The sequence below is a fragment of the Methanobrevibacter sp. V14 genome (genome assembly GCF_963082475.1).
Lineage (GTDB): Archaea > Methanobacteriota > Methanobacteria > Methanobacteriales > Methanobacteriaceae > Methanocatella.
Genome location: NZ_CAUJAM010000008.1, coordinates 180460 through 201753, shown reverse-complemented (window position 1 = coordinate 201753; position 21294 = coordinate 180460). Strand labels below are relative to the sequence as shown.

The 21294-nt window shown below is 31.6% G+C and carries 24 protein-coding genes, 5 tRNA genes and 1 pseudogene; 11 read left to right on the top strand and 19 right to left on the bottom strand.

Going from position 1 to position 21294, the window contains the following annotated elements; genetic code table 11:
• Positions 1 to 23: 23 nt before the first annotated feature.
• The 6 genes from Q9968_RS06905 to Q9968_RS06880 form a co-directional block, all read right to left on the bottom strand.
• Positions 24 to 257, bottom strand: coding sequence for a DNA-directed RNA polymerase subunit H (locus Q9968_RS06905; RefSeq protein WP_305514793.1), 234 nt, complete (start codon positions 255 to 257; stop codon positions 24 to 26).
• Between the two features lie 42 nt (positions 258 to 299).
• Positions 300 to 373: transfer RNA gene (locus Q9968_RS06900), tRNA-Lys, on the bottom strand.
• A gap of 29 nt (positions 374 to 402) precedes the next feature.
• Positions 403 to 474: transfer RNA gene (locus Q9968_RS06895), tRNA-Asp, on the bottom strand.
• Positions 475 to 593: 119 nt separating this feature from the next.
• Positions 594 to 667 (bottom strand) — tRNA-Tyr (locus tag Q9968_RS06890).
• A gap of 4 nt (positions 668 to 671) precedes the next feature.
• Positions 672 to 746: transfer RNA gene (locus Q9968_RS06885), tRNA-Pro, on the bottom strand.
• Between the two features lie 119 nt (positions 747 to 865).
• Positions 866 to 939: transfer RNA gene (locus tag Q9968_RS06880), tRNA-Thr, on the bottom strand.
• Between the two features lie 118 nt (positions 940 to 1057).
• Here Q9968_RS06880 and thiM point away from each other — a divergent pair.
• Both thiM and thiE read left to right on the top strand, forming a co-directional pair.
• Positions 1058 to 1921: a hydroxyethylthiazole kinase gene (gene thiM / locus Q9968_RS06875; protein WP_342765951.1), complete on the top strand. Its 864-nt coding sequence runs from the start codon at positions 1058 to 1060 to the stop codon at positions 1919 to 1921.
• Positions 1918 to 2538 carry a thiamine phosphate synthase gene (gene thiE / locus Q9968_RS06870; protein ID WP_305514789.1) on the top strand — a complete coding sequence of 207 codons (621 nt, stop codon included), beginning with the start codon at positions 1918 to 1920 and terminating at the stop codon, positions 2536 to 2538. Before thiM ends, thiE begins: the two co-directional genes overlap by 4 nt.
• Here the strand turns inward: thiE and Q9968_RS06865 are convergent.
• The 3 genes from Q9968_RS06865 to Q9968_RS06855 form a co-directional block, all read right to left on the bottom strand.
• Positions 2535 to 3752 (bottom strand): phosphoglycerate kinase, encoded by a 1218-nt coding sequence (locus Q9968_RS06865; RefSeq protein ID WP_305514787.1) that lies wholly within the window; start codon positions 3750 to 3752, stop codon positions 2535 to 2537. The genes thiE and Q9968_RS06865 overlap by 4 nt on opposite strands.
• A 9-nt stretch (positions 3753 to 3761) precedes the next feature.
• Positions 3762 to 4430 (bottom strand): triose-phosphate isomerase, encoded by a 669-nt coding sequence (tpiA, locus tag Q9968_RS06860; RefSeq protein ID WP_305514784.1) that lies wholly within the window; start codon positions 4428 to 4430, stop codon positions 3762 to 3764.
• A gap of 235 nt (positions 4431 to 4665) precedes the next feature.
• Positions 4666 to 4938, bottom strand: coding sequence for a hypothetical protein (locus tag Q9968_RS06855; protein ID WP_305514782.1), 273 nt, complete (start codon positions 4936 to 4938; stop codon positions 4666 to 4668).
• A 327-nt stretch (positions 4939 to 5265) separates the two neighbouring features.
• Between Q9968_RS06855 and twy1 the strand changes: the two genes are divergently transcribed.
• Positions 5266 to 6183, top strand: coding sequence for a 4-demethylwyosine synthase TYW1 (gene twy1 / locus Q9968_RS06850; RefSeq protein WP_305514780.1), 918 nt, complete (start codon positions 5266 to 5268; stop codon positions 6181 to 6183).
• Between the two features lie 51 nt (positions 6184 to 6234).
• On the opposite strand, the gene sucC is transcribed toward twy1, so the two are convergent.
• Genes sucC through Q9968_RS06825 form a run of 5 tightly spaced genes read right to left on the bottom strand, consistent with a single transcriptional unit; the run spans position 6235 to position 10189 of the window.
• On the bottom strand, positions 6235 to 7353 hold the full coding sequence (gene sucC / locus Q9968_RS06845) for an ADP-forming succinate--CoA ligase subunit beta (protein ID WP_305514777.1): 1119 nt from the start codon (positions 7351 to 7353) through the stop codon (positions 6235 to 6237).
• A gap of 13 nt (positions 7354 to 7366) precedes the next feature.
• Positions 7367 to 7912 carry a 2-oxoacid:ferredoxin oxidoreductase subunit gamma gene (locus Q9968_RS06840; protein WP_305514775.1) on the bottom strand — a complete coding sequence of 182 codons (546 nt, stop codon included), beginning with the start codon at positions 7910 to 7912 and terminating at the stop codon, positions 7367 to 7369.
• Positions 7913 to 7921: 9 nt separating this feature from the next.
• A complete protein-coding gene (locus Q9968_RS06835; RefSeq protein WP_305514773.1) occupies positions 7922 to 8785 on the bottom strand; it encodes a 2-oxoacid:ferredoxin oxidoreductase subunit beta in 864 nt (287 codons plus the stop codon).
• On the bottom strand, positions 8786 to 9913 hold the full coding sequence (locus Q9968_RS06830; protein ID WP_305514771.1) for a 2-oxoacid:acceptor oxidoreductase subunit alpha: 1128 nt from the start codon (positions 9911 to 9913) through the stop codon (positions 8786 to 8788).
• A 9-nt stretch (positions 9914 to 9922) separates the two neighbouring features.
• A complete protein-coding gene (locus tag Q9968_RS06825) occupies positions 9923 to 10189 on the bottom strand; it encodes a ferredoxin family protein (RefSeq protein ID WP_305514769.1) in 267 nt (88 codons plus the stop codon).
• A gap of 136 nt (positions 10190 to 10325) precedes the next feature.
• On the opposite strand from Q9968_RS06825, the gene Q9968_RS06820 reads away from it, so the two are divergent.
• The 3 genes from Q9968_RS06820 (at position 10326) to Q9968_RS06810 (ending at position 11993) form a co-directional block, all read left to right on the top strand.
• On the top strand, positions 10326 to 10820 hold the full coding sequence (locus Q9968_RS06820; RefSeq protein WP_305514766.1) for a fumarate hydratase C-terminal domain-containing protein: 495 nt from the start codon (positions 10326 to 10328) through the stop codon (positions 10818 to 10820).
• A 719-nt stretch (positions 10821 to 11539) separates the two neighbouring features.
• A complete protein-coding gene (locus Q9968_RS06815) occupies positions 11540 to 11710 on the top strand; it encodes a hypothetical protein (RefSeq protein WP_305514763.1) in 171 nt (56 codons plus the stop codon).
• Complete coding sequence (locus Q9968_RS06810) at positions 11703 to 11993, top strand: hypothetical protein (protein WP_305514762.1); 291 nt, start codon at positions 11703 to 11705, stop codon at positions 11991 to 11993. Before Q9968_RS06815 ends, Q9968_RS06810 begins: the two co-directional genes overlap by 8 nt.
• A gap of 161 nt (positions 11994 to 12154) precedes the next feature.
• On the opposite strand, the gene Q9968_RS06805 is transcribed toward Q9968_RS06810, so the two are convergent.
• Positions 12155 to 12463, bottom strand: a complete 309-nt coding sequence (locus Q9968_RS06805; RefSeq protein WP_305514760.1) for a hypothetical protein — start codon at positions 12461 to 12463, stop codon at positions 12155 to 12157.
• A gap of 650 nt (positions 12464 to 13113) precedes the next feature.
• On the opposite strand from Q9968_RS06805, the gene Q9968_RS06800 reads away from it, so the two are divergent.
• Positions 13114 to 13521 carry a hypothetical protein gene (locus Q9968_RS06800; RefSeq protein WP_305514758.1) on the top strand — a complete coding sequence of 136 codons (408 nt, stop codon included), beginning with the start codon at positions 13114 to 13116 and terminating at the stop codon, positions 13519 to 13521.
• Positions 13518 to 14288 (top strand): hypothetical protein, encoded by a 771-nt coding sequence (locus Q9968_RS06795; protein WP_305514757.1) that lies wholly within the window; start codon positions 13518 to 13520, stop codon positions 14286 to 14288. Before Q9968_RS06800 ends, Q9968_RS06795 begins: the two co-directional genes overlap by 4 nt.
• A gap of 325 nt (positions 14289 to 14613) precedes the next feature.
• Here Q9968_RS06795 and Q9968_RS06790 read toward each other — a convergent pair whose 3' ends face one another.
• On the bottom strand, positions 14614 to 15351 hold the full coding sequence (locus Q9968_RS06790) for a peptidylprolyl isomerase (protein ID WP_305514751.1): 738 nt from the start codon (positions 15349 to 15351) through the stop codon (positions 14614 to 14616).
• Positions 15352 to 15535: 184 nt separating this feature from the next.
• Here Q9968_RS06790 and Q9968_RS06785 point away from each other — a divergent pair.
• Positions 15536 to 16629 (top strand): annotated as a pseudogene (locus Q9968_RS06785) (DUF763 domain-containing protein).
• On the opposite strand, the gene Q9968_RS06780 reads toward Q9968_RS06785, so the two are convergent.
• The 3 genes from Q9968_RS06780 to Q9968_RS06770 all read right to left on the bottom strand — a co-directional run bounded on the left by Q9968_RS06780 (position 16626) and on the right by Q9968_RS06770 (position 19277).
• The gene (locus Q9968_RS06780) at positions 16626 to 17165 is read right to left on the bottom strand and encodes a tRNA (cytidine(56)-2'-O)-methyltransferase (RefSeq protein ID WP_305514749.1); all 540 of its coding nucleotides are present in this window, start codon (positions 17163 to 17165) and stop codon (positions 16626 to 16628) included. The pseudogene Q9968_RS06785 and the gene Q9968_RS06780 sit on opposite strands and share 4 nt — an antisense overlap.
• A gap of 250 nt (positions 17166 to 17415) precedes the next feature.
• Positions 17416 to 18198, bottom strand: a complete 783-nt coding sequence (cobS, locus tag Q9968_RS06775; protein ID WP_305514747.1) for an adenosylcobinamide-GDP ribazoletransferase — start codon at positions 18196 to 18198, stop codon at positions 17416 to 17418.
• 2 nt (positions 18199 to 18200) lie between these two features.
• Complete coding sequence (locus Q9968_RS06770) at positions 18201 to 19277, bottom strand: phosphatidylglycerophosphatase (protein ID WP_305514745.1); 1077 nt, start codon at positions 19275 to 19277, stop codon at positions 18201 to 18203.
• A 63-nt stretch (positions 19278 to 19340) separates the two neighbouring features.
• Here Q9968_RS06770 and larC point away from each other — a divergent pair, with 63 nt between their 5' ends.
• Together larC and queC are read left to right on the top strand one after the other, a co-directional pair.
• A complete protein-coding gene (gene larC, locus Q9968_RS06765) occupies positions 19341 to 20510 on the top strand; it encodes a nickel pincer cofactor biosynthesis protein LarC (RefSeq protein ID WP_305514743.1) in 1170 nt (389 codons plus the stop codon).
• Complete coding sequence (gene queC, locus Q9968_RS06760; protein WP_305514741.1) at positions 20507 to 21163, top strand: 7-cyano-7-deazaguanine synthase QueC; 657 nt, start codon at positions 20507 to 20509, stop codon at positions 21161 to 21163. Before larC ends, queC begins: the two co-directional genes overlap by 4 nt.
• Positions 21164 to 21294: the final 131 nt, after the last annotated feature.

Here is a 21294-nt window from a genome sequence, read left to right as displayed (position 1 = left end):
ACTCTAAATTTATATAAAAACGATTAATCTTCTACAATCCTATAGGTTACAAATACCCCAGCGGTTTGACTTTCACGAGTTATTCTTAAAATATTTCCAGGTTCAGCACCAATAGCTTTCACAACAGGGTCATCAGATTTAATTTTAGGAAGATCTTTAAAATCATAATCTACTTCGCTAAATTCATCTGAAATTTCACCATCAGTCATGATTTCATGCTTTGGTACAAGCATATGGTCTTGAATATCAATTTTCAAATTTTTTCCTCCAGATAGAAAAGTTAAAATATAAAATTAGAACAGGCCTGACGGGAATTGAACCCGCGGCCGCTTGGTTAAAAGCCAAGCGCTCTGCCAGACTGAGCTACAGGCCTATATGATATATTCACTATTTAGATATGAGCGCCCTGGCCGGGATTTGAACCCGAGTCGCGGGCTCGACAGGCCCACATGATAGCCCCTACACCACCAGGGCATATCCTCAAATAGTAATAATACACTAACAATTAATATAATTTTCATTATATATAAATGTTTTGGAAAAATCACATTTTTTTACAAAAATACATATGATTTCAAATAAATAAATTGAAATCCCGCCTGCCGGACTTGAACCAGCAACATTTGGATCTACAGTCCAACGCTCTGCCAAATTGAGCTAAGGCGGGACAATGGGTCCGCCCGGATTTGAACCGGAGTCTCAGGCTCCCAAAGCCCAAAGGATCGACCAAGCTACCCTACGGACCCACATACAATATGTACGTGGACAACATACCAATAGTAATATATTTTTATAAGTATATAAACATTTCGATAATTTAACCTATATTCTATAAAAAACATGCATATAAAAATTATTAATTAAAAGCCCCGGACGGGAATTGAACCCGCGACCACGAGATTACAAGTCTCGCGCTCTACCAGACTGAGCCACCGAGGCAAGATGTTAATATTATAGAACACTATAATTTATCTTAGAAGTTATTTAAATACTTTACTATAAATGTACCATTTTCATTAAAATTTAAATATTAAAAAATTTATAATTAATAATCATGATAAATAACAAAAACGATTTACTTAATAAAATAGATACCACATTGAAAAATATTAAAGAAAAAAATGCATTGACCCATTGTATAACTAATTCAGTTACTATTAATGATTGTGCAAATGCAGTTCTTGCAATTGGCGGATCCCCATTTATGGCAGAAGATAGCGAAGAACTTGAAGAAGTAGTAACAATAGCCGACGTATTAGTGATCAATATTGGAAAATTAAGTAAGGATCAAATTGAATCAATGAATATAAGTTCAAAAACAGCAAATAAAACCAATACTCCAATAATTTTAGACCCCGTAGGGGTTGGAGTAACAGAACTTAGAAACAAAACAACACTTGATTTAATTGAAAACTATGAAATTACTGCAATACGTGGAAATATAAGTGAAATAAAAGCAATAGCTAAATTGGTGGGAGTATTAGATGAAAGCAACACTGCAAAAGGTGTTGATGTTAATGCTGATGACATAATTACTGAAAAAAACTTAAAAGCAAATGGAGATTTAATATGCACACTTGCAAAAAAATTAAATACAGTGATTTTAGCAAGTGGCCCTCTTGATATCTTAAGTGACGGTACAACAACTGTCGTAATTGACAATGGAGATGAAATGATGGCATTGATCACTGGAAGTGGGTGTATGTTATCATCAATTGTTGGAAGTTGCATTGGAGGATCAAATGCCTTTGATGGAAGTCTTGTCGCAATTTTGGCTATGAATATTGCTGGTGAAAAAGCAAAGGCAAAAGTAGATGAAAAAAATGAAGGAACCGGATCATTTAGAGCATATTTAATTGATTATCTCTACAAAACAAACAGTGAAACTTTAGTAAATGAAGCAAATATCAAGATATTATGAAAAACCTAAATTTATCACTATACCTTGTCACAGATGAAAACGATGATGAAGAAAAATTCCTAAAAACTATTGAAGATGCAATTAACGGCGGAGTTAGTGTAGTCCAAATTAGAGAAAAAACAAAAGATACCTTAGACTTTTATAATTTAGCCTTAAAAGTTAAAGAGATTACTGCAAAATATAATGTGCCGTTAATTATCAACGATAGAGTTGATGTGGCATTAGCAATTGATGCTGATGGAGTTCATATTGGACAATCAGATATGCCCTGTGATGTTACCCGTAAATTAGTAGGTCCAAATAAAATTGTAGGAGTTTCCGCCGCCACTATTGATGAAGCTAAAAAAGCCGAAAAAGATGGTGCGAATTATATTGGAACTGGAGCAGTATTTCCAACTGCAACAAAAGATGATGCTCCAAAAATAACAAAAAAGGATTTAAAAGAAATTGTAGAATCAATTAATATTCCCGTAGTGGCTATTGGAGGAATAACCTTAGATAATGCTTCTGAACTAACCAATACTGGAATAAAAGGACTATCTGTTGTAAGTGCAATTATGAGCTCTGATAATCCTAGAGAATCTGCAGAAAAACTATTAAATATTTTTAATAGTTAATCTTTACTATTTTTTAGAGCTTCAACAGCAGCTAATTTTTTACCTGCCAACATGCTAATACAAGCTCCGCCACCACTGCTTACATGGCTCATTTGATCTTCACAACCCAGTCCGGCAGTAGCGGCTGCAATATGCCCTCCACCGATAAGTGAAAAACCTTCTGAAGATGCAATAGCATTAACTAAATCTTCGGTACCCATTGCAAAATCAGGATCTTCAAATACTCCTGCAGGACCATTAGCAAATATAGTTTTAGCATTTCTTATTTCTTTAGCATAATACTCAATTGTTTTAACACCAATATCAAATATGGATTCATTTGGAATTTCGGCAGAATCAATATCTACCCTATTTCCACCAATATTGCATGCAACATCAACAGGATATTTTACCTTATTGCCAAATCTATCAATCAACTCTTTTGATTTAGCGAGCATATCCTCATATCCCCTATTTATAATAAATTTTTTATTAACTTCACCAATATCTACACCTGATGCCCACAAAACAATGTTTCCAACAATACCTGTTGTTAAAATTGAATCAGCAGTTCCATTGCTTAAAACATTTTCCATAACTTCAATGGAATCATCAGGTTTCATTCCGCCCAATAAGAACACACAGGGATGTTCGACATTATCAAGGGCATCCTGAATTATAGTTAATTCTTTTTCCATGACCCTGCCTGCTGCAGAAGGAGTATCTACGGTAAAACCAACCAATGATGCTTGAGAACGGTGAGCTGCTGCAAATGCATCATTTATAAAATAATCAATTAATGGAGATAAATTACGTATGATTAATGACTTTGATTGTTCTTCTGGAGTTCTGGAAAGGGTTTCTTCAGAAAAAAATCTTGCATTTTCAAGTAAAAGAATTTCATGAGGTTTTAAAGATTTAATTGCTTCTTTTGCAGAATTTGAAAACAATGCGTCTATATATTTAACCCTCAAGTTTAAAATATCAGATAGAGCATCAGCATGTTGAGATAAAGTTGTGAAATCCTGTTTACCCGGACGTGACTGATGGGCAAGCAATACAACTTTAGCACCTTTATTTGATAATTCTTTAATAGTTTGAGCATGTAATTTTAATCTAGTATCATCTAAAATAATTCCAGAACCCGGATCCACAGGCGAGTTAATATCAATTCTCACAAGGACTGTTTTATTTTCAACATCAAAATCATCTATCGTATTAAATTCTTTAACCATTTTTTCACTCTATAATTTACTAACCAAATCAAGTAATGCATCTTTTGGACTTTCCGCTTTAATTATCCCAGATGCAAGTAATACTCCATCAGCACCTAAATCCATAGCCGCTTTCATATCCTCGCCAGTTGTAATGCCCGCACCACATAACACTTTAACATTCTTATTAATTGCTTTAACTTCTTTTACAGTATCTTCAACAACTTCAGGTTGAGCCTGAGATACTGGAATTCCAGTGCCAATGAGTTCTGGTGGTTCCACAGCAACAGCATCCGGAGTAAGAGTAGCCACTGCTTTTGAAGTTTCTAAATTATTTGTACAAACACATGATTCAATTTCATTTTCTCTGCACAATTTTACTACTTCAGCAATATCCGCCAATTTCATTCTTTGTTCTGAATGATTAATTAGTGACCCGCTGATTCCAGCTTCAATTAAAGTGCTAATTAAATTAGATCCAGTATGGCCCCCTGGAGAAACAGCATCAATGTGTTGAGCAAAAAGAGGTAATGAAGTTTCTTCACTAATTCTATAAATATCTGCAGATTGTGGAACTGCAACCATAGCAATTCCAGATTCATTAGAAGCACTTTCCAAGTCATGTGCCAGTTCTAAAGCATTTAACCCACTTGATTCCAAATAAGTTTTATAATTTAATATTACAATTGGAGTGTCCATAATAATCCCACAATAACTTTTTATTAATTAAATATTTAGAAAACATTATTAAATAAATTTTTGATTAATTAATATCACTTGAGATAAATCAACATGTTCTTGACTAATAACACTAAATAAAAAAATTTGCCAATAAGCAGCTGCAGATTTCATATTGTCCCGAACTTGGTTTTAAAATCATATAATCATTTTATACTTCAAATAGCGTTTAAATATAAAATTAAACCTGTGCTTTTTAAATAATCTGTTTTGCAAAATCAAGATGATAAATGAGATGACTGAAACAATTAATGAATTCCTGAGGATTTGGAATCATATCATATTCCCAATTCCGGACAATTGATATTTTAACTTCAAAGATTAATTTAACTTCTTCAAGCATTAATACCTTATTATTTACATTAGCAGTGATAATGCCCTCTGGAGAGTTATTAGATATTCCAATTGCCAGCATTATTGTCTGTTGAACAACATATGAATTTTTAGATTCTAAAATATTATTAAGCAAATCACAGGCCCAATTTTTGTGTAAAATTTCTAATTAATGAATTTTTAACTTAAAGAGTTGATTTTACACCATAATATTCCTTTGGCAAGCCTTCCACATATCTTCCACTAGAAATTTTATAAAATAAATGTTCATATGACGGGAATTTTTTTGAATAATAAGAGAATAATTTTTCTGGATTTTTACACCATAATCCCATAGCAGTTACTATTTAACTTAAACATGTGAATATATTTAATTAAATAAAGTAAATTTTGTTCAATATGTGTAATATTGCAATCATATAAAATTGTATATACTAGCAAATCCAAAGTTAAACTTGATTTTATGTCATTTGATAAAAGCCAAATAGAAAAATTAGAAAAAAGTGGATATCGCTTTGTGGGTAGACATGGTCATACCGCAGTTAAAACATGCCACTGGACCCGTCAAAGTATAGTTGATAAAGGAGTTTGTTATAAAGAAAAATTCTATGGAATTCAATCTCATAGATGCCTCCAGATGTCTCCTGCTGTACCAAACTGTCAACAAGAATGTGAATTTTGCTGGAGGGATTTAACCTATACCCAAACGACTTGGGAAGATGATGACTATGATGAACCAAAAGTCATAGTGGATGAGGCAATTAAAGCTCAAAATAATTTATTATGCGGTTTTTATGGAAATGACAAGGCAAATAAGAAAAAATTAGAAGAACTTAAAAAACCAACTAATGCTGCAATATCCCTTGCAGGAGAACCTACGCTTTATCCTAAAATTGATGAACTAATAGGCGAATTTAATCGTCGTGATTTTACAACATTTGTTGTAAGCAATGGCCAATGTGTAGACCGATTAAGAAATCTAGAAAATGATCCATACCAACTATACCTTTCATTAGATGCACCTAATGAGAAAACATTTAATGATGTATGTCGGCCTAGAATAAATGGTGCTTGGAGCAATTTAAATGAATCACTTGAAACATTATCTAGTTTTGACTCCCGTACATGTATAAGAAATACATGTGTTAAAGGAAAAAATATGGAAAACCCTGAAGATTATGGGAAATTAATAAAAAAAGCTGATCCTGATTATGTGGAAGTGAAAGCATATATGTGTGTCGGCTCATCACGTGACCGTTTAACTTTAGACAATATGCCGACATTTGATGAAGTCAAAAATTTTGCTTCTAAGCTAGTGGATGCTTGTGGCAAAGAAATAGTAAATGAATCTGAAATTAGTCGAGTTGTACTGCTCGAATAAAACACAGATTACATCTAACTCCTTAAGTGTTAATGATTTTTTAATAGCAAATTAACTTGTTTCTTGTTTTAATTCATTGCAAATATCAACTGCTTTTTTGGCTGCTTTTTCCATAGAGATTTCATAGGAAATTCCAGCTTCTTCCAAAATCCTTTGGCCTTCCTCTTCATTAGTCCCAGTCAATCTAATGACAATTGGCACTTTACGTTCAACATTTTCTAAAGCTTTAATTACACCACGAGCAACATCATCCGCTTTAGTAATGCCTCCTAAAACATTTAAAAAGACCACTTTAACTGGATGATAATTTAAAACTATGTTTAAAGCTTGATTGATAATCTGTTCTGATGCTCCACCACCAATATCTAAAAATGTTGCTGGTTCCCCTCCATTAAGCTTAATCATGTCCATGGCAGTTAATGTTAAACCTGCACCATTACCTATTACCGCAATATTGCCGTCTAGCTGGACAAAATCAACGGCCTTTTTTTTATAATGTAACCTTTCAACCAAATCCTGATGCCTGTATAAAGAATCGTTTTCAACAACTAACTTAGCATCGGCAGCTATTAAACCATCAGGAGTCAATACCAATGGATTAATCTCAGCGGTATCCGCATCATATTTATCAAATACATTATACAGTTTCCAAATAATATCTCCCAGCTGAGAGATTAAATTTGATTCAACACCCATCTGACGTGCAATTTCACGTGCTTCATAAGGCAAGAATTCAAGCAAAGGATCCGGATAATATTTGATAATTTTTTCAGGATGGTTTTTGGCTAGGTTTTCAATCTCAATCCCGCCTTCTTTACTTGCTAAAATAACCGGCCTTCTAGCGCCCCTATCAATAGATACAGTTACAAAATATTCATTGAATATTACAGCTCTTTCCTCTATTAAAAGATGCTTTACCTTTTCACCTTTAATTTCCATTCCTAAAACTTCATCAGCAACTTTTAAAGCTTCACCTGGATTATTAGCGAATTTGACTCCACCAACTTTACCTCTACCTCCAGTTAAAACTTGTGCCTTTATAACAACTGGAACATTCATTTCCGAATAAATCGACATTGCCTCTTCAGGAGAATAAGCAACATGGCCTTCCAGAACAGGAATGCCTTCCTGATTAAAAATTTGTTTTGCTACATTTTCAAAAAATTTCATTATATACACCTAATTATACTAAAGCATATCCGGCTTCAAAAGCTTTGATATTCTTTTCCTCGGTTCCGGCAGGAACACTATCTTCAATAGCTTTCATAGCTGCTTGTTTAGATATAACTTCAGTAATTTTTGCAATAGCTCCAACCATAACAATATTCGCTACAATTTTAAGACCAATTTCATCAGTAGCTGTTTTGGTTGCTGGAGCTTCATAAACTTCAATATTATGTTCATCAATGAACTCGCGAACATCCTCAACATCAGTTGTTCCCGGATCAACAATTAATGTTCCATTATCTTTTAAATCCACAATATATTTAATTAAAGCCTCATTAGACATTGCGATTAAAATATCTGGATTTTGAACTTTAGGATAATCAATTTCTGTATCACTTATAACAACTTCGCATTTAGAAGCTCCACCACGAGCTTCAGGCCCATAGGATTGGGTTTGAACAGCTTCTTTTTCATCGAATAGGCTTGCAGATTTACCTAAAATAATGCCTGCAAGAATTACTCCCTGACCTCCAAATCCTCCAATTCTAATTTCAGTTCTCATATTATCCTCCTAAAATTCTGTTTCAAATGCAGAATTGATAAGAGTTTTCTTACCTGATTTTTCTACACTTAATTTATCAATATTCTCTGTAAATTCATCTTTTGTGTAATCTGCAAATTTTCCAACTACGATTTTGCCTTCCAATTCTTTTGGTCTCATCCTATCTGCAGCTGATTTAAATACAGTGTTTGCTTTCATTACTGCAGCCATTGCAGTAGGGGTTTTAAGTTTATTTTTACGACCAAAATATGTTGGACATTGGGTTGCAACTTCAATAAATGAAAAACCGGGATTTTCCAATCCCTCTTTAATTGAAAGAATTAAGTTGTCCAATTGAACTGTTGTCCATCTTGCAGAATAACTTGCACCAGATGCTGCAACAAGTTCAGCTAAATTAAATGGAGTATCTGGATTACCATAAGGAGCAGTTGTTCCGAAACTACCTTTAGGAGATGTAGGGCTGATTTGACCCCCAGTCATGCCGTAAATATTATTATTGATACAAATTACGGTTAAATTAATGTTTCTTCTAGCTGCATGAATTAAATGATTGCCTCCAATAGAAGCTGCATCACCGTCACCGGTAAAAACAACAACATCCAAATCCTTATTGGCTGTTTTTAAACCGGTTGCGAAACTTAACGCTCTTCCATGAGTAGTGTGTAGGGAATCGCAATTAAGATAACCAGGAATTCTTGAAGAACATCCGATTCCTGAAACCATTGCAATATTATCAAAATCCATTCCTGTCTTTTCCATTGCAGTTAAAAAAGCATTAATAATTGCTCCGTTTCCACAACCCGGACAGAAAATATGAGGCAATCTATCTTCTCTTAAATAAGGGAGAAACCTATTTTCTTTATGTTCGGTCATTTAGTTTCCTCCTATTTTATCAATTTTATCTAAAATTTCATCTGGAGTAGGCAATAATCCACCAATAACTCCCATTAAGTGCACATTAGTATCTTTAAGTACACGGTCAACTTCATAATACATTTGACCCAAATTCATTTCAACGACGACTACATCGCCTGCATTTTTTGTAAGTTCTTTTAACTGTTCTTCTGGAAACGGCCATGGAGTATCAATTTTAACATAACCTACTTTTTGATTATTATCTCTAGCTCTTCTTGTAGCTTCAACAGCTGATCTAACCGGTGAACCATAAGAAACAATAATAACATCCGCATCTTCACAATATTCAGATTTGACAGAGCAAATTTTATCTCTATTGTTTAAAATTTTATCACAAATTCTTTGAACAAGTTTTTCATGAGTTTCAGGATTGTTTGTATCTGGATAACCTCTTTCATCATGAGTAAGTCCGGTTACATGAATATTGAATCCGTCACCAAATGAAGGCATTGGATTTGTTCCATTTTCAACATTCTTAAATGGCAAATAGCCCTCAATTTTTTCAGACCTTTTTCTTGGAACAATCTCAATATCATCTTCAACAGTGATTTTTTCTCTCATGTGTCCTATAATTTCATCAGCCATTACAAATACTGGGCATCTGTATTCCTCGGATAAGTTAAATGCTTTTATTGTAAAATCGAAAAATTCCTGAACACTTGATGGGGATAATGCTATTGGTTCATAATCTCCGTGAGATCCCCAACGTGCTTGCATCATATCGCCTTGCGCTGCCATAGTTGGTTGAGCAGTTGAAGGAGAACCTCTTTGAACATTGACAATGACAATAGGGGTTTCACTTATAAACGCGTATCCTATATTTTCTTGCATTAAGGAAATACCAGGCCCTGATGTTGCAGTCATTGATTTGGATCCTCCCCAAGAACCTCCAATAATCGCACCTGCTGATGCGATTTCATCTTCCATCTGAACAAATGAACCTCCCACTTTTGGTAACTCACGAGCTAAAGTTTCCGCTACTTCAGTAGACGGAGTAATAGGATAACCTGCAAAAAATCTACATCCTGCAGTTAATGCTCCTTTAGCACATGCTTCATTTCCTTGAATAAAAAATTCTTCAGCCATTCATAACACCTACTTTTTCCCCCTTGTGAAATAAGGATTAAAATTCATATTGTTGTCCTCTTGCATCCACCAATTATCCGGCAAATCCACAGTTATAGCCTGGTCAGGGCATGCAACTTCACAAGTACCGCATTTATTACATCTCTCTTCAAATTTAACAAATGGTAATTGCACTCCTTTTTTATTAATCTCTGGAGATATTGCATAAACATTTTTATAACACATGAATAAGCAAAGATGACAACCTTTACACAATTTTTCGTCAATAATAATCAATTTTGAATCTCCTTAATAATTCTATGATAAATAAATCTAGAATGTATGTTACTTATGTTAATGAACATTTAAATATTTTATGTCAAATCATGATAAATTAGAAAATTTATTAAAAAATAAAATAAATATTATAATTATGAAACCTCTGACAACACCAATTAGTAATGGAGATATTGACAATCTAAAAGTTGGAGATAAGATACAAATTTCCGGAACAATTTACACCGGACGTGACGCGGCACTTCCGCAACTTGTTGAGTTAATTGAAAAAAATGAAGTTCCTTTTGATTTAGATGGCAGCGTAATAATGCATACGGCTTTTAGTAATGCAGGAATAGCACCTACTACCAGCAGCAAGGTAGAAATTGAATCTACAATAGCACCATTAAGTAAATCTGGAGTTAAAATACACATTGGAAAAGGAATGTTAAGCGATGGGACTGCTAAATCATTAGATGAAAATAATTCCATATTTGTAATAACACCGCCAGTTGCAGCTCTCCTTACAAACAAAGTTTTAGAAAAAAAGTGTGTTTTGTTTGAAAATGAAGGCATGGAAGCCATGTTTGAGTTAAAAGTAAAAAATATTCCTGGAATAGTAGCTATCCACAAAGGAAATAAGATTATTTAAATAAAAAAACAATAATTAGAGTTATTTTAAAAATAAATCAAATTTTTACTGAAATTTGGCATTGAACCTTCAAAAATCATGAAATTCCCATTATACTCATTTGCCAATCATATGCTGAAAAATGCAGTTACATATTAGCTCTGCATTTACTTTGGAGTTAATATCAATCTAATGATACAGTTAAACAGACATATACCCAATTAACAAAGAATCATCATGACACGATCAATGGGATTCAACTGCTAATTTCAACAATAATGGAAATGAAAATATACAAACATGCTAAAAATAAAAAAATATTTTTATAGCTCCAGTTTAAACAAAAAAGTTAAAAAATAGCACCACTAAACAAACTAGAAATCTGTTGACAAATCTAGTGGTGATTGAATAGAATGGGCCAATTGTTAACTGATTGATAGTTGCATTTTTATTATTGCTTTTAACTGTATCTGTTTTTCAATTGTTATTTCTCTAGGGTTTATATTTAGTGTAATAATTAATTGGAGCGATGATTGTTTAGAATATGTTCTTGTTCTTTAATATAGTTCTAAAACTCTTTTTCCATCTGTTGTTAATGATTAAAGTTTTCCTTTAAGGATTCGAGATGTTATATTATAAACAAGACCATATTTTCTTAATCGTGCCAAAAGTTGCTAATATGATTTGTGAACACATTAATTGCCTCGCCTATTTGTTTTGGCATGTGATAATGGTTAAAGATGATAGAAGTCCAATTAATCCATACAGATAAAGAGCATTATGATACTGTTAATGATAATAAATTCTTAGAAATGATTTATAAGTGGTATTATGATGATATTGGCAATGCAGAATTATTATATAATGCTCATGAGTGTGGAATGATTTTAACTGTGGTATCTATTGATTAAAACAGTTGAAGAGTTTTTAATTAAAATTGGTCACTATGATTATGTTTATGACTATGATTGGGAGTTTCATTTAGATAATAAGAATGAAGTTAATGCATATTGTATGTCTGGAGGTAAAATATTAGCATATCCTGGAATATTTCAGATAGTCGATGATGAAGAGAAATTAGTTTTTAGTGAAAACTGGACATTTATATTAAATAGTGAAAATCTTTTGAAAAGAGACATATACACAAACAATGAATGTAAATGCAATATTTGTGATAAAAAGAGATTCAACTGAGGAAACTATAATAAAAGTACAACTACAAAACAAGAAACTAAACTCAAATGCATTATATAATATTTACTGAACAATCAAAGTATTTAAATGATGATTTCTACAAGATTAATAATAATATTTAATAAAAAAAGTAAAGGAAGTTTAAACATCCTTTCAAATAATTATTTACTGTAATAGAAATAGATAGTTCCTACACCCTCACTTGAAGTACTACCTTCACCAACTACATTATTATTTGGATCAAGTAAATAAACATCCGTTGGTCCACCTTCATATTGATTGACAGTTACACTAGCAGTTTCAACATCTCCAACATCAATAGTTTTTTGTCCAGTACTTTCGTCACTTGAGTATTTTCCATTTATAGTTAAATCTAGTCTCCATTTTCCAGTGGTATTAATTTGTAGTTTATAATTGTCATTATCTGACGTGCCTTTAGTATTATTAGAGTTAGAGTTATTCTCACCCATTAATAATGTTGTAATAGCTACAGATTATAATTATTACACTTATTATTTTTTTATTCATGTTTTTTCTCCTTAACTTTCAAGTATTATAATAATATACTTGCTTAATATATATGTATTTAATTTAGTTATTAATCTTTTTTATAATGTGAATCAAGTTCTTTCAAAAACTTGTGATTTCATTTTAAACAAAATTTTATTAAAAATTTTAGGTTATTTTTATATTTTAAAGTTAATAACTCGATTATCGTGAAATAATTTAAGTGAATAAGTTAATCAAAAAATAATCTATCACACAAGTTTTTTGAAAGTGCCAAAAAATATGAAATAAAAAGATTAAAAATAAAAATCAAAGAGAATTCTATCAGCTAACTTTTTAACCTCCCGCAAACAAACCAAAGGATAAATACATTAAAAGGAAATTATTATAAAACTAGATTATTGATAAATCCATTAAAAAAATCCACACTTTATACTCTTTTTAATAAATCTAGCTTAAAGTATATTAATAATGATAAATTAATATAATTTCATGAAAACTAAAATAATGGAATTTTTCACAAATAGTGCTAAAGTTTTCTTAAATCCAGATGAATTATTTAGTGAAAAAAGCAACCCATAATTATGATGGAGTTTTTTCATTAATTTTTTATATGGCAATTTTAGGACTGATTTTTGGAATTTTAACAAAAAGTGTAATTATTACAATAATACTTATAATTACTTTAATAATTGGAGCGTTAATCTCTAAATTAATACACAGTCTAATAACCTATGTTATTGCAATGATTTATAAAGCAGATGCTGAATTTAGCCAATTATATAATTTAATGTGTTATGATGGGGCTTTATATGCTTTAATCATCCCAGGTATTGGAATTGCCTTACTTACAGGTAACCTGATAGTAATACCATTAATCATACTTGTGGATTTATGGAAATTAATTGTAAATGTTATAGCTGTAAATAGTGTGTTTGAATTTGGATACGGTAAATCATTTATCGCATCATATGCATTAGTAATTTTAATTTTAATTATTATAATGGGGTTAATATTATGAACAATTATAAAATTCTAGGAATAATTATAATTATTGGACTTGTCTTTTCAATATTTGCGGCCACCATCTTTTCAATCAATAGTTCTAATGAAAAGAAAGATTACAATCTAACTGAATTTAATGATGGGCAATTAAATTTAACCGAAAATGACTTAAATGGAATAAAAACTGTAAATATAAACTTAAAACAAGAAATAGGTGGAGTTAAAATTAATTTCACAGATAAAGACAATATTTACAACATTACCAGTGATTCCAAAGACCCAGTTAAATTTAACTACACGAAAAACGGAGATACTTTAAATATAAACCTCGAGTCCAATAGATCAGATACGACATTTGAACTAAGCAATAAATACCAATACAATATCAACTCAGACATAGCTATTGGAGGATTAACTGCTAACTTTGAAAATGGAGACGTTAAAAACTTTAACTCCAAAATTATACTCGGCGGCGAAAACTTAATACTCACCAACGGAAATGTAAAGAAAATTAACACAACTATAAACACCGGAGGAGCAAATATCATCGGAAATGCTAAAAATAAAGTTGATATGAACTCTGAAATCGTTATTGGCGGTATAAACATGGAACCTAATGGAAACTTAAATTTAAAATCCCATGAAAGATTAGGTGGAGTAAACGCTGAATCATACACTTCAAAAGATACTGGGTATTATACTGAATATACTGGAAATAACATATCTGATAATGTGATTAACTTAAAAAGTCGAATACAAATCGGTGGATTAAATTTAATTTAAATCCACTTCTTTTTTAAATTTCAAACCGAAAACACATAAATTCAAAAAATGGAAGTTCAAATTAATTTTGAAATTCAACTCCAATAAAAATTACGATTAAAACCTTCCAACAAAAAAAGCATAACCACTCTCAAAAACAGAATAAATTACCTTAAAAATTGATATAAATATTAAAAAACTAAAATATTGGCAAATCCCTTAAAAAATAAATAATAAGAGTTATAAAGCAAGATAACTCTTAGTATTCTATCAATTCAAATTGAACTAATAGTTATTTGTTATATTCTTAATATCTTTTTATTCCCATTGTTAGAGAATATGAAGATTATTCTTCTGCTTCTTCTTCATCTTCAGTTTCTTCTTTTTTCTCAAAGGAATCAATGAAATTAACATTATTAATTTCATCGATGTTATCCCAGATATCTTTAGCTATTCTGAATCTTGCAAAAGTAATGTCCATGTATGGTTGTTGGTCAAATTTAGCCATTTCATCTAATTTGATGTTTGCAACACCATCAACTATGTCAATTTCAGTTTTTTCAACATCGACATTAGAATTAGCGTAATGTAACTCAATCATACTTTTGATTTTATCTTTTTCATCTTCAATGATTTCAGTTACTTCAACTTCATAAACTAAGTCTTTTCCAGCTAATTCATGGTTAAAGTCGATTTTTACTCTTCCACCATTAACAGTTAAGATTTTACCAGTTTCACCATCAGATTGGATTTTCATACCTTGAACCGGAGTCATACCTTGTTTTTTGAATTCTCTCATAGGCACTAATTGAATTAATGAATGATCCCTAGGGCCGAAAGCATTATCAGAATCCACTTCAATAGTTTTCTTGTCTCCTTCTTCTAATCCAATAATTGCCTCTTCAATAGCAGGCAATAAATGGTTTCCACCTACAACAATTGGAATTGGTTTGTAGGCTTTTTTAACATCAAAAATTTCAGCTTCTTCTGCAATTTCTTCATAAGTAGTGTCAAATACTTCATCAGTGTCTTTTATTTTACCAGTGAAATTTACTCTAACAAAATCTCCGTTATCTATAGTCATAATATAAGCTCCTTTATAATTTTGATTATATAAATTGTTAATAAATCTAACAGTAAATATTTTAGTCAGCATCATTTATTAAAGTTTTGTTTGATTAGAAGAAAAATAAGTGTCATTAAAAAATAAATACTTTTCAAATGCTCTTAGTAAAACACTAATATCCATGTTAAAGATAATATTATCCATGCAAAGAAGAGGATCAGTTAATTTACCACTTCACAGAGGGCATCTTCCACGTTGGTTATTTTCAAGAATGGTTGACCTATCTGGAGCATTAGCTTCAGTAATTATTGAGGAATATAGTTTAAAAGAATTTTTAAATCGTGTTTCCAATCCTTATTGGTTTCAAGCATTTTCTTGTGTCCTAGGTTTTGATTGGCACTCCTCTGGAACTACCACAACAACCCTTGGTGCTTTGAAATCATCCCTATCCCCTGAAGAGCATGGAATTTATTTAACTGGAGGGAAAGGTGGAAGATCGAGAAAAACACCTGAAGGGATAAAACATGCTGGAGATGTGTTTAATTTAAAAACAAAAACCACAGAAAAATTAGTTGAAACAAGTAAATTATCTGCTAAGATTGATAACTCATGTATTCAAGATGGCTACACATTATACCAACATAACTTCTTTATAACTGAAAAAGGAGACTGGGCAGTTGTTCAACAAGGATTGAATGGTGAAAATAAATATGCTAGACGTTATCATTGGTTAGGTAATGAAATAGATAAATTATTAAATGAACCTCACAGCGGAATCTCATGTGATTTAAAAACTCCCAATACATTAAATATGTCTTCAAAAGATAGCGAAGAAGCAAAAAAATTAGTGTTGATTTAATTAATGACAATCCAAATCATTTAAGACAATATTTTAAAAGAAAAGATAATCAAATGCTTTTAGAAGATTTTTCAATGCCCTCACATCATCCAGTACTTGACATGGACATTTCTGATAAAGAATTTGAAGTGCTAACAAAAGCTTGGGAAATCCAACCTGAAAACTATGAAGAATTGATTTTACTGAATGGCATTGGCCCTAAAAAATTAAGAGCACTTGCTTTAATATCTGACTTGGTTTATGACGAACCTGCAAGTTGGAAGGATCCCGTCAAATATAGCTTTACACATGGAGGCAAAGACGGTTTTTCATATCCGGTTGATAGAGAGACATATGATAATTCTATCCAGACTATACGAGATGCACTTGGCCAGGCACGAATAAAAAAAGATGAAAAGTTAAAAGCCATAAAAAGATTAGATGACTTCATCTCTTAACGATTTTCATTGTGAACATTAACGTTTTTACCATAAGCTGTTGGAATTACTTCCAATACTGGATTTTCAAATTCTAAATCGAATTCCTTACCATCCATCAACAAGTGTTGAAATATTGCAAGGGAAGAAACTTCAGAATGAGGCTGTGTTGTTACAGAAACATTCCAATCAGCAGCCTTATAAACTTTTCTGGGAACTTTGGAACCACCAACAATAATTAAAATATCTGATCCATCTTCTCTTACTTCAGTTGCAGTTATATGAGCTTGTGTACCATACATTGTCAAATGCACAACCTTTCCACCATCTGCCTTCCATTTGTTAATTACTCCCATGTAACTTTCAGCATATTCAATCTTAAAATTCCCGCCAAATCTTGAAGCGGTGTCTTTAACATTTTCCATTAACTGAGTATCCTTCTCACCAGCCAAGTATATTTTACTTGCACCAAATGCACGGGCAGTTAGACAAACATGAGTTGTAATTCTAGTATCCCTCTTTAATCTGTGATCTAATCTTAAAACATTAACATCCATATTAATCAGTTAATTATTACTTGTTAAAATTATATAAATTTGATGAGAAAAACCACTTATAACTAACTTTTACAATAAATTTGATGCATGCCTTGCATTAATTTTCAATGCAAGATTTATTAATATGAGAAATAAATATTGGAAATTTGTTTAAATATGGGCAGATCTCATCACTACTAAATTAAACTCCCCAATACATGAAATAATCTATAAATTACTTAAAATATTGAATTTGAGCCATTAAATTTATTTAAATGAAAAACAATGTTATTGCCATGAATAATAATGATAATAAACGTCCAACTTCATTACTCATTCCTAAAACATCACCATTAGCTAAAATAAAATTACGTTTTGCAATATTTGCGATTATAACACCGGAAAGCATTGCACCTAGAACACCTGCAATACCAACCCATCCACCAAGCAAATATGCAATAATTGCTACAATCACTGTTGAAGCATAATAATTAGGAACATTAGTTTCTTTTATAAAATAGCTACCAATACCTGGTGTTAAAGGTTCTGATAGTAATGCAGTAGTCAATAAAGATGTTTTTGCAGATATTTCACATATTATAATGCCCATTATAAAATTATAATCAAAAATATTGTAAATTCCAGCAATTGTGAGACTTGCAACTAAAAACAGTGTAGCAATTCCCCCAGCACCCACACTAGAATCTTTCATTACCCTAATTTTCTTTTCGGCATCCCCATGAACCATGACCCCATCGGCCATGTCCATTACACCATCAAGATGATTATAACCAGTCATTATCATCAAAAATGCATATACAACAGCAGCCGTGAAAAATGAATTTAAATGTAAGAACTCAAGTGAAATATAACCACAAATTGCCGCTAAAATACCAATCAATATATGTAAAAATGGCCATACCCATGTTAATTTAGTCATATACTCAATCGATGTGAAAACATTGATTGGAAGTATTGTTGAGAATGTTAAAAGTCCTAAAATGGATTTTATTGGTGAAAATTCTTCATCTTCAAAGTAACTATCATCTTCCATAATTATTCCTCAAATATTTTAGATATGCATCCTGCAATCAATCCGGCGAAAATATTATCAAACACCGGAGGCAAACCTCCAATGATTCCAGGTTTAATTTCATTGTATCTTTTGAAATTGAATGCGGCTTTTGTTCCAGCAATTTGATTTAAAATTGCAAAACCCAAAACCTCATCTCCATAAAGATAAGTTGAATCATCACAAGTAGCAACTTCCCTCAGGCGGTTATGATTTAAATCTTGCTCTAGCCTAATACCTGCCATCAATAACGCAATAACATTAATATCAATTAATGATTTGAAAATCTGTGCTGTCATTTTATCTTTTAACACAGGAGTTATTTCAACATCATGTAAAAGTTCCATTCCAGCATCAACTAAATCGCCTATCTGTATTCCTTCAGATACCAAGTAATCAAGAATGCCAAAGCTTAGCTTGAGATTTTTAAATGCGTCTTCAATACTTATCTCAATAGCATCACTAATACGTATTTTTAAATCTTCAAAATCAATATCATCCCATTTTACATTATTAATATCCAAAGATCCATCAACATTATCTGAAACATTAGACAATACTGCTAAAAAATCATTATCATTTAAAATATATTGAATATGTAAAGGCAAACCCATATTAGCTAATGTTTTAGCCTTAGTACTGGCTACTAATTTAAAGATTTTAAGCAAATCCTTTGGCGAGATTGCTTTATCAATATAAATTACATGACTTAAATTAATTCTTGCATCAGTAAAACCTTTATGTGAATTTGCAACTTGTAATTTATCAGCAAAATCATCGATAATGACATCATTTGCCATGAAAGTAAAAATAGATAAATCATCATAAATGTTTTTAAAGTAGTTTAAAGATTCGGTTGCTTGAGCAATATATGAACCTTCCATATTGTTAAAAACTTCTGCTCTTTTAGCTGTAGCTTCAAATTCATTCTTAGATTTGATTATATTAACATTTTGGACAATATCAATCCCATCACTTACAGTAAAATCACTGAATGCTAAAAAATGATTTGGATTATTGATACAAATACCATAATCTTTTTCGATGATATTAAATTCCATGAGATAATATATATTAATTATTTAATTTAAACCTATATTATAATATCAAAAAGGACCTAACACATGACAATTATTATTGATCCACAGTCCAGTGGAATAGCGGGAAACATGCTAATAGGAGCATTCGTTGATTTAGGAGCAGATGCAGACAAATTAAAAGAAGTTATGGAAAAATCAGCTTTAGAATTTGGAAAAATTGAAGTTACATTCACTAAAGTTTCAAAATGCGGGATCATTTCAACATTCTGCCATGTTGAAATGCTTGAACATAACCACTCTATTGATTTTAAGGAATTTATATCAAAAATTAAAGAGCTGGATCTGGATGAAAAAATCATAAATACTTCTGTTAAAATATTTGAAAGAATTGCTGAGAGTGAAAGCAAAGTTCACGGCAAAAGTCTTGACGAAGTTCATTTTCATGAAGTAGGAGCTAGTGATGCAGTTGCTGATGTGATAGGTTCTGTTTATGCATATTATTCACTAGGTTATGATAATCAAAAAATAATTGGCCTACCAATAGCTATTGGAGGAGGTAGAGTTAAAACATGTCATGGCATAATACCTGTTCCTGCACCAGCCGTTGTTGAAATCTTAAAAGATGCTAAAATGATAGGTGGTCCGGTAGATAGTGAACTTGCAACACCAACAGGCGCGGCCATTTATATGGAATTATGTAATGAAATTAAAGATTTTATTCCTCAAATTAAAGTTAAAAAAGTAGGTTATGGAGCTGGAAGAAAAAATTTTAAACATCCAAATGTTTTAAGAATAATTGAAAGTTCAGACATGATTGAAAACGATGAAATCGATGTTATTGAAACAAATCTTGATCATTTAACTGGTGAAGAAATCGGTTATTTATTTGATGTGCTTTTAGATTCAGGCGCCAGTGATGTATCAGTAACTCCAATTATAATGAAAAAAAATCGTCAAGGAAGTCTTTTAAAAGTAATATCCAGAAGAAAATACAGAGAAATAATGATTGAAACTATCTTTAAAGAGACCGGCAGTTTAGGCATTAGAATTGCGCCTAATACTCATAGAGGAATAGCCAAAAGAGAATTTGAAATAAAAAGTTATGAAATTAACGGTAAAACTTATGATGTAACATTTAAAATAGGTTATGTTAATGGCGAAGTAATTTCCAAAAGACCTGAATACGAGGATTTGAAAAAAATTGCAAAAGACAGCGGTTTGGCTTTGATGAAGGTTAAGGAGATAATAAAATGAAAAAGGCAGTATCGGTTTTTTCAGGAGGTCTTGATTGTACTGTTGCAACAACTGTATTTGATAATGATTACGAAATCCTTGCAATAACCTTTAATTATGGTCAAAAAGCTGCAACACAAGAAATAAATGTATCTAAAAAAATTTGTGAAAAAATGGGTTGGAATCATAAAGTAATTGACCTTCCTTGGCTTTCAAATATTAGCAATTCAAGTTTAAATACTGATGAAGATGTTCCTGAAGTATCTGAAAGTGATTTAAATGATTTAGATAAAAGCAGTGAAACCGCCAGTAATGTTTGGGTTCCTGCCAGAAATACTGTTTTTACATCTATCGCCCTTTCTTATGCTGAAAGCATTGGTGCCCAGATAATCATTGTTGGTTGGAATAATGAAGAAGGCGCTACTTTTCCAGACAATTCCAAAAATTTTTTAAAAGAGTTTAATGAGTTAATTAAGGTTGGTTCACCAAATAATATTAAAATTGAAGCACCATGTATTGATTTAACCAAAGAGGAATTAGTTGAATTTGGTGTTAAAATTGGTGCTCCAATGAAATTAAGTTATTCCTGCTATAAAGGAGAAGAGGAACCTTGTGGTGTTTGTGAAAGTTGCGTTAGGCGAAATAGAGCATTCAAAAAGTACTGTAGTTTCTGAGTCTTTTTTCATTTCTCTTTGAATAAAAGAATTAAATCCGCCAATTGTATCTTTTTCTGAGCCTATAATAGATCCACTACGATCCATGATAAAAATTAAATCAAATATTTCGTTTTGAGGTGCTGTTTTCA